The organism is Planktothrix sp. FACHB-1355 (assembly GCF_014748295.1).
GTDB lineage: Bacteria > Cyanobacteriota > Cyanobacteriia > Cyanobacteriales > Aerosakkonemataceae > Aerosakkonema > Aerosakkonema funiforme_A.
This window is the reverse complement of sequence record NZ_JACJUP010000172.1, coordinates 1-8,535: the sequence shown is the minus strand read 5'-3', so window position 1 is coordinate 8,535 and position 8,535 is coordinate 1. Positions and strand designations below refer to the sequence as shown.

6 protein-coding genes are annotated in these 8,535 nt (G+C 44.5%); 3 read left to right on the top strand and 3 right to left on the bottom strand.

Going from position 1 to position 8,535, the window contains the following annotated elements; all coding sequences use genetic code 11:
- From H6S82_RS10240 to H6S82_RS10230, 3 genes are all read left to right on the top strand, one after another.
- Positions 1–1,779, top strand: a 1,779-nt coding sequence (locus tag H6S82_RS10240) for a poly(A) polymerase (protein ID WP_191056196.1), incomplete at its 5' end; no start/stop codon positions are given.
- Between the two features lie 98 nt (positions 1,780–1,877).
- Positions 1,878–2,354 carry a GUN4 domain-containing protein gene (locus H6S82_RS10235; protein ID WP_190474896.1) on the top strand — a complete coding sequence of 159 codons (477 nt, stop codon included), beginning with the start codon at positions 1,878–1,880 and terminating at the stop codon, positions 2,352–2,354.
- A gap of 28 nt (positions 2,355–2,382) precedes the next feature.
- Positions 2,383–5,331, top strand: coding sequence for an S-layer family protein (locus tag H6S82_RS10230; RefSeq protein ID WP_190474893.1), 2,949 nt, complete (start codon positions 2,383–2,385; stop codon positions 5,329–5,331).
- A 295-nt stretch (positions 5,332–5,626) separates the two neighbouring features.
- Here the strand turns inward: H6S82_RS10230 and H6S82_RS10225 are convergent, their stop codons facing one another.
- From H6S82_RS10225 to H6S82_RS10215, 3 genes are all read right to left on the bottom strand, one after another.
- Entirely contained in the window at positions 5,627–6,436 is an 810-nt protein-coding gene (locus H6S82_RS10225; RefSeq protein WP_190474892.1) for a DUF4351 domain-containing protein, read from the bottom strand.
- Between the two features lie 130 nt (positions 6,437–6,566).
- Positions 6,567–7,718 carry an AAA family ATPase gene (locus H6S82_RS10220; protein ID WP_190474890.1) on the bottom strand — a complete coding sequence of 384 codons (1,152 nt, stop codon included), beginning with the start codon at positions 7,716–7,718 and terminating at the stop codon, positions 6,567–6,569.
- Positions 7,715–8,509 carry an RNA ligase family protein gene (locus H6S82_RS10215; protein WP_242056895.1) on the bottom strand — a complete coding sequence of 265 codons (795 nt, stop codon included), beginning with the start codon at positions 8,507–8,509 and terminating at the stop codon, positions 7,715–7,717. Before H6S82_RS10215 ends, H6S82_RS10220 begins: the two co-directional genes overlap by 4 nt.
- Between the last annotated feature and the right edge of the window lie 26 nt (positions 8,510–8,535).

The window sequence follows — 8,535 nt, the reverse complement described above, 5'->3', positions numbered from 1 at the left end:
GCGGAAATTTGGCCGCCAATTCAAACAATCCGCCGCCGTTTCGATCGCAGATTCGATCGTTGGATGCCTCATATTAACCTGCTGTACGGTTTTTTACCTGCAGAATATTTTGAGTCAGCCGCAAATGCGATCGCTCAAGCATTAAGAGAGATAAAACCTTTTGCAATTACCCTAGAAAATTTCGCTACTTTTACACATCATTCTAGCTGTACTGCTTGGTTGCGTCCCGTTGCCGAACCGCGATCGGCACTGCATGAATTACAATCAATTTTACAACAAATATTTCCTCAGTGCAACGAGCAAAGCACCAAATCATCTGCCGGATTTACACCGCATTTAAGTGTCGGTCAGTTTCGCACAGCACCAGCAGCGATATCCCAGTTGCCTGAGTGGCATCCCCTCACTTTTCCTGTGGAGTCGATCGCTTTAATCTCGCGCCAAGGTGACGAACCTTTCCAGGTGCGTTACTTGGTGGAGTTGGGAACAGCAAAAGTTGAATGTGTTGCCAGTAAGCTTGTCAGTAACTTAATGCAAATTGCGAACAAGTTGGCACCAGAACTTTCACCAGAACAACAAAAGCATCGGGAAAGTATTTTATCAGTATTAGAACAAGCTTGTCAAGAGTGTTTGGGTTTTCCGCCATCGTTACATTTATTGGGTTCAGCACGTTTGGGAGTGCAGACTTTGCATAGCGATATCGATGCGATGTGTTTAATTCCCGCCGATTTATCCGCGTCGGCATTTTTGGAAAGCGTGCAACAGAAATTGCAAGATTTGTGCGAAAAAGCAATATTAGTAGAAGATGCGATCGTGCCAGTGTTGAGGATGCAGATAGAAGGGGTCGGTCTGGATCTGCTTGTCGCTCGCACAACCCATGATATCGCAAAACTAAAAAAATTACAAGAAGCGTTACCGGAAAAATTCGATCCGGTGAGTTGGAAAGCAGTATTAGGTTGTTTAGAAGCAGATGCGATCGTCCAAAACGTCAGTCAGCGCCTACCCTTCGAGTCGTTCCAAAAACTATTGCGTGCGGTGCGAGGATGGGCCAGATCGCGGCAAATTCACGGCAACGCTTGGGGGTTTTTGGGTAACTTTACTTGGGCGTTGTTAGCCGCTTGGAGTTGTCAGAATTATCCCCAGGATATGACATTTCCAGAAACAGAAAATTTGCTGGTGCATTTTTTCCAAAATTTATCTCAACACGATTGGATTCAGCCAATATCGCTAAGCGAAGCAGGCAGAAATTATCGCGTTTTGCCAAGAGATTGGTTACCAATTATCACAGCAATTGAACCATGCCAAAATAGTGCGCGAAATGTTTCCCGTTCCACCGCCAAAATATTGCAAAGCGAATTCGATCGCGCCGCTAAATTAGCCGAACAAGCATTAGCTGGTAAAATCAGTTGGGAAAGCATATTTGAGATAATCGATTTACATACGCAAACGCCACAATTTTTAGTACTGACAGCAACAACTGCAAATGAAAATGATAGAGAAATTTACTCAGGCTGGCTGTTAGGACATATCATCGGATTAGTCATAGATTTAGAAAAACAACTCAACATATCGGTCAGACCTTGGCCGGAAATTATCATCAAAAATAACACCAATAGTGCAGTACTAGGTCTGGAAATTTCCGAAACATCCCAACTTGTCGAAATTGAGGAAATCGCCAAAAACTTTGTCAATCGATTTAATTACCAAAACATATCAAATCGCGATATAAAATGGGAAACTGTCGTGTGCGATCGAGCCACCTTAACCCAACACCTCAATTAAAATAAAAAAACCCAAATTCCAACTCTTCATCTGCGTTCATCTGCGTTCATCTGCACACATCTGCGGTAAAAAAATATCCTCATATTACTCCACCAAACATGATATCAAATCTTAATCCTGACTATACAAAACTACGCGACTTACTCGCTAATAAAAAATGGAAAGAAGCAGATTTAGAAACCAGAACACTGATGTTATCAATTGCTGGTGCAGATAAACGCAAAGATTGCTTGCTGACTCAAGATGATATGAAAAAATTTCCTTGTGCAGAATTGCGTAAGATCGATCGCCTTTGGATTCATTACAGCCAAGGACGTTTTGGATTCAGCATAATCAATAAAATTTACAATGAAGTTAACAAAGATTACCATCAACTAGCCGAACGAGTAGGTTGGCGAAATGGCGAAAAATGGATCGGCTACAATGAAATAACTTTCACTGATGATGTACCTGTCGGACATTTACCGATTACTTGGCTAGTTCCGACTTCTTTTTGGATGTATTGGCTGGCGCGTTTTGCTTCCGCTGGCTGGCGATTACTCCTGGAACGTGCGAGTAATTGTCAAATCGAATAAAGACGTTACTTAAAAAAAATAGACGGCTATGAAAAAATGCTCTTTCCTGTTTTGGCCTGCATTATTCAGTTTCTGGATGTGTCCGTTGGCGCAACACGCAATCGGCCAAATCGTCCCCGATGCAACGCTGCCGGTAAATTCCACAGTTACTCCACAGGGTAATACCAACCTCATAGAAGGAGGAACCGCAGCAGGTAGCAACTTATTTCACAGTTTTAGGGAATTTTCCGTACCCACCGGTACAGAAGTACTTTTCAACAATAAACTGGATATTCAGAATATATTTACCAGGGTAACGGGTAACTCGATATCTAATATTGATGGGTTAATTCGCGCTAACGGCGTCGCCAACTTATTTTTACTCAATCCAAATGGAATTATTTTTGGCCCTAACGCACAATTGAATATCGGTGGCTCGTTTTTTGCTTCAACGGCAAACACTATTAAATTTGCCGATCGCATAGAGTTTAGCACCACAAATACCCAAACGCCATTGCTGAGCGTCAACGTACCCGTTGGCTTGCAATATGGCGCGAATCCAGGCGAAATTCGCGTGCAAGGAAAAGGTCAGGAATTCGGTACTACTGGCACAAAAGAAAGTTTCGATCGCAGCTTAAATCCCCTAGAAGTTCGAGACGGCAATACTTTAGCATTAGTCGGCGGCAATGTAATTATTGATGGCGGCATTTTGCAGAGTGCCGGCGGTCGTGTTGAGTTGGGTGGATTGGCAGGAGAAGGAACAGTAGGAGTAAATACTGATGTAGAGACATTTAATCAAACATCTTTACAATTTCCCGATAGTGGGGATAGTGGGATAGGCGTCTCGCCTGTCCCATTAGCAAATGTGTCAATTATCAATAAAAGCGGTATCAACGCGATCGGCGATCGAGGTGGTAGCATTACCATCAGTGGCAGAAATATAGATATTTCCGGAAACAGTCTCCTGACTGCTGGCATAGGTAAAGGCTTGGGGACAACAGAAACAATCGCAGGAGACATCTCTCTAAATGCGATCGCAGCTTTGACAATTGCTTCGAGTACAATAGAAAACAACCTCAATCCCGATGCCATTGGCAATAGCGGCAACATCAACATTAATACTGAATCGCTGACCGTTACCGAAGGTTCCCTCCTGAGTAGCACCACATTCGGACAAGGTAATGGAGGAAACATCACAATTATAGCGAGCGATCGCATCACCTTTAACGGTACTGGCAACAACGGAGCATCCAGCCAAGCCGCCAGCACAGTCAAAGACGAGGCTGTAGGTAATGCAGGTGACATCAACATCACCACCAAATCCTTGCACATTACCGAAGGCGCTCTCCTGAATGTCAGCACATTTGGAAAAGGTAACGCCGGAAAGATAACTATAGTCGCTAGCGATACTGTCTCCTTTGACGGTCAAAATAGCGAAGGCGCGTCCAGCCAAGCCACCAGCAGCGTAGAAGAGAATGGCTTCGGTGATGGGGGTAGCATCAACATTACTACCAATTCCTTGCAGCTTACCGGGGGTGCAGTACTGAATGCCAGTACTTTAGGACAAGGTAAAGCAGGAGACATCACTATTATTGCCAGCGATACCGTCTCCTTTGATGGCGTCAATAGCAACGGTGGGCCCGGTGGAGTCGCCAGCACCGTGGGTACAAAGGAAACAAACGCTGTCGGTGCTGGAGGTAACATCAACATCACCGCCAAGTCTGTCAGTGTTACCGGCGGCGCTATATTGGGTGCCAGCACGTTTGCACAGGGTAAAGCCGGAAATATAAATATTATCGCCAGCGATAGTGTCTCCTTTGATGGTACCGGTAGCATTGGCTCCCCCGGTGGAGCTTTGAGTACAGTAGAAGAGAATGCTGTGGGTGAAGGCGGTAATATCAACATCACCACCAACTCTTTGAGCGTGAGGGGAGGCGCTACACTGGGCGTGACCACCTTTGCAAAAGGTAACGCCGGCAATGTGACGATCGTCGCGAGCGATCGCGTATCCTTGGATGGTAAGGCCAGCGACAGCTCGCCTACTACGGTAGTCAGCACAGCAGAAAATAGTGCCGTGGGTAATGGCGGTAGCATCGATATTGTTACAGGTTACCTTTCCATCACCAATGGTGCGTCATTAAATAGTACGAGTTTGGGGAACGGTACGGCTGGCAATATCACAGTCGCTGCTGATTCCATTTATATGGAAAATCGGGCAGAAATCAGCACGGAAACTGTCGGCGGCGATATTACTACACAAAATCAAGCTAGTATCGAACTGCAATCTTCCTCTTTAATATTGCGCCAAAATAGCAGGATTACTACCAACGCACAGGGAAATAATATCATCGGCGGCAATATTGCGATCGACACAGATACCCTCGTCGCTTTAGAAAATAGCGATATCAGCGCCAATTCTCTAGATGATAGAGGCGGTACGGTTACCATCAACGCTCAAGGCATTTTTGGCGCACAGTCGCGCACTACCGAAGAATTGCAAACCTTACTCAACACTAACGATACCAACCTTTTAGATCCCGCATTGCTCTCTACTAGCGACATCACCGCCACTGGTGCAGATTCTTCCTTAAGCGGTACCGTCACAGTCAACACCCCCGATGTTAACCCCAGTGCTGGTTTGATAGAATTGCCAGGAAATCTCATCGATGCGACGGCGTTAGTTACTTCTTCTTGTCGCCGTGGGAATTCGCCCAGAAGTCAATTCACTGTTATCGGTAGAGGTGGTTTGCCACCCAGTCCCCTGCAAGCACTTGAGTCTCAAGCGAGTTGGATCGATCTAAGATTGACACCAGGACAGGGGAGTGGCGGAGTGGGACAGTGGGGGAAAAAAGAACCTTCACTTACTAATGGAATTGTCGAAGCTACTGGTTGGAGATCCGATCCTGATGGTAAGGTTGTCCTCACCGCTAATACTGCTAATGTTACACCGCACAGTACCGCATTAGCTCATCCTAATTGTCAGACATCTCAGAATTGAAAATTGGCAATTGGGAGCTAGAGCGCCAGTCCACTATTGAAGTCGAGGGTGAGAAACCAGGTTTCTTTGGTTGAAAAGCTTAACTAATTCGCGCCCTCGTCCCCCACTGAATTCGGTACTCCGAATCAGTGGCGGGATATAAGGCGGAGAAAATCCAAAATCCAAAATCCAAAATCCTGGCATCGGGTGACTTTTGACTTTTGCTATAAGCAGCAACTCTGAGCTTTTGTCGCTGCTTATGATAACCTGACTTACTTTACCGCCATTGGAATGAGATGTGGGATTAGAGTTGCAGTTATCCCAACCACGCCTCTAAATCTGCGACTGCGGAAAACTCTAATAAATCTTCTCCCAAATTTTCTAATTCTTCGACAGATAAACTGCGGATTTTTTCTTGAATTACAACATCAATTTCCCCAAATTTGCGCTGTAATAGGCGGGTAACAAATAACAGTGCTTCGTCTTGTCTTCCTTCTTGGATAATATCTTGATAAAAAGCAGATTGTCGCATAATATCAACCCTCAAAATGGAACGGATTAAATTTGCTTCAAGGCGTAAACCAGCTAAAATTCCAGTACAAGCAGCGACTCCTTGTCGTCGTTGTGTGTTTTCTATTCTATCAAGTCTTTCGGCAACTCGTTCCAACAAAGTTCGGGGCGAATCACTCTTCGTCAATACCGCCAAAGGTAACAAACCAGGATTATCTAAAAATATGGCAGGGTCTTGTTCCCACAAACGAATTACGTTATACTGGTGGACTGTGGTTCTATCCCTATATTCGGTGGTGAAAACTATTTCGTTAGAACTTTGCTGCAAAAAGATGACAAATTGTTCTACATCCCGATCGTATTTCCGCTTTAACCTGACTGAATAATCTAACATTCGGAAAGGAATCGGCGGTTTGGAATAGGGATCGGTTTCAAATTCTAAATGCAAAATTCGATCGCCAACTCGCAAAAAGCTAACCGAATCTGCCCGAATTGGTTCTAGATCTAGTTCTGTTTTCAATACTCTAATTCTAGCGGTTTCCGTTCCTAAAAGCCACCGGGTAAAATCAGCCGGAAAACGTTCTGCTAAATACTTACAAGCGTTATCGTAACTCATACCGTTGAAATTTTATACGTAGGCTCGTCAAAACCAAAATTTTTGGAGAGTACCCTAATTTTATCAGTTCTGACAAACCCTACGAACTACTTACTCTATTAGGTGCGCTGTCTTCGCTACCATCTGAGCGCTATCCCGCATCGACAAGCCAATCTACTATATGAGCTTCCGTGATGTCTGGCACTTCCAATCGCTGCGACATTTTCCATATTACAGCTTCGGGGACGACGCAATTGCGATCGCTATTGCGTCGCAGCAACTCTTCCCAAGGAACTTCTAAGTAAACAATCCGAATTCGTGCTTGATATGCCGAAAATAAACTAATCAAACCAGAACGCAATTGCCGAGAAATATTTGTAGCATTCCAAACAAAAGATTGATGGGATCTCAGGTATTCTTTCGCCATTGATTTGGCTTTCTCGATCACCTCACCTTGCTCGTCTCTTGGGGATATTTTCAGGATTTTTCGCAATTCATCGAGAGAGATTACTTTCGCATCTGGCAGATTTTCCCGAATCCAATAATCTTTCCCGGCAGCTGGTAATCCTGACATCAGGATTACCTCAAATCTGGTATTATCAAAAGCAGCATAATCGGGATAGCCGTTTTCTTTTTGGAAATACACAAATCGACTGTGATGGGAGGGGAAATGTCGCGGTCGATCGAAACATTCATTTTCCTGACAAAATTCGCGGAAAAACTGAATGCGTTCTAGCAATTGTTCTCGATCTTCACATTCGCGACCCCTTACATCTGCTTCTGCCAATAATGCTAGCAAGTCACATCGAATTAATTGACTGGCTTTGATTACAGCACGTTGCGGATTGGTTTTATCCCAAAACCATAATGGCAGACTACCATATTGCACTAAGGCAACTATTGCTTCTCGTTGATGAAATGGTACGTGCAATTGCCAGAGGATTTGTCGCGCCATCTTTGCGCCTTGGCGAACGTGCCCTTTTGATGTGATGCTGCCATCTTCTTCTATAATAGTAGCAGTCGGTTTGGCAATATCGTGCAGTAAAGCGGCTGCAAATAAAACAGCACGTTCTGTAGCTGGTAATTCTCGCCAAGCCGGTAAGGAAACTAACGCTTCGCAAACTAAGCGCGTGTGGGTGAGAACATCTCCTTCTGCATGGTAACGCGGGTCTTGGGGACAGTTTTGCAGAGATTGCAGCCAATCAAATTCTGCCTGAAGTGCTGACCAATCGATCGACCAGTTTGGCGATGCGGGACAGTGGGGAAATGTCCAAGATGGCGATAAAAGTTGGGAGGAATTCATAATGCAAATAAGTCTATGTCGGGACGGAGTTGATTTGGGATAATGGGACGATTTAACCAATGACCCTCTGATTGCAATATCGTGGTTAAAAAGCTGGCACGCACGTATTTATAACGGTCAGTAACTATTGTGTCTTCTTCTACTTTGATGTATAATCCCTCCATGAGAGTACTGGCATCGGTTTGGTTGAGCGATCGCTCCACATCCAATCCTTTTTCCTGACAGCATAACCGCAGTCTTTCTAAGTGTCCTGGTTGAATAAAATGGGAGTTGTGCAGCAATCCGGTCATTTGCTTGTAAGACTGGATTTTACCCGCAAATAAAACTGGTACTGAAACTAGCGGCAGTCCTGAAAGTAGTTGCTTTCGACTCTGAGTGCTGAGAAATTGGTTTTGTTCGATATCTAGCACATCATACTCTAGAAAATAGTGGGGTAAGTAATCGTAAAAAACTGTGTGTTTGGCATATAGCCATTCGCCATATAAAATATAGCGATCGCCCAGTACTTCCCAAAAAGCTGCCGCGTGACTGTAAGCCCATTGCTTGAATAAATTAAAATGTTTTTCTCGTTCTCCTCCTGTGAGATAATGCCCTCGACTTTGCAATCGCATTTGACCGTCGGAAGTAAAACTAATGGCAGCATTTGCGCCATCGACTTTTTCTTCAATGACGACATATTTGTTAGCGATCGCGCTAAAAGGTACGCTATCTAAATCCTCATCTCCCGGTTGCGATCGCGAACCTTCTATGTGGTGAGTGCGCGGGTATTTGTGAATCTGCTTTTCCATCATAAAACTACCTTTTTATGCTATAATTA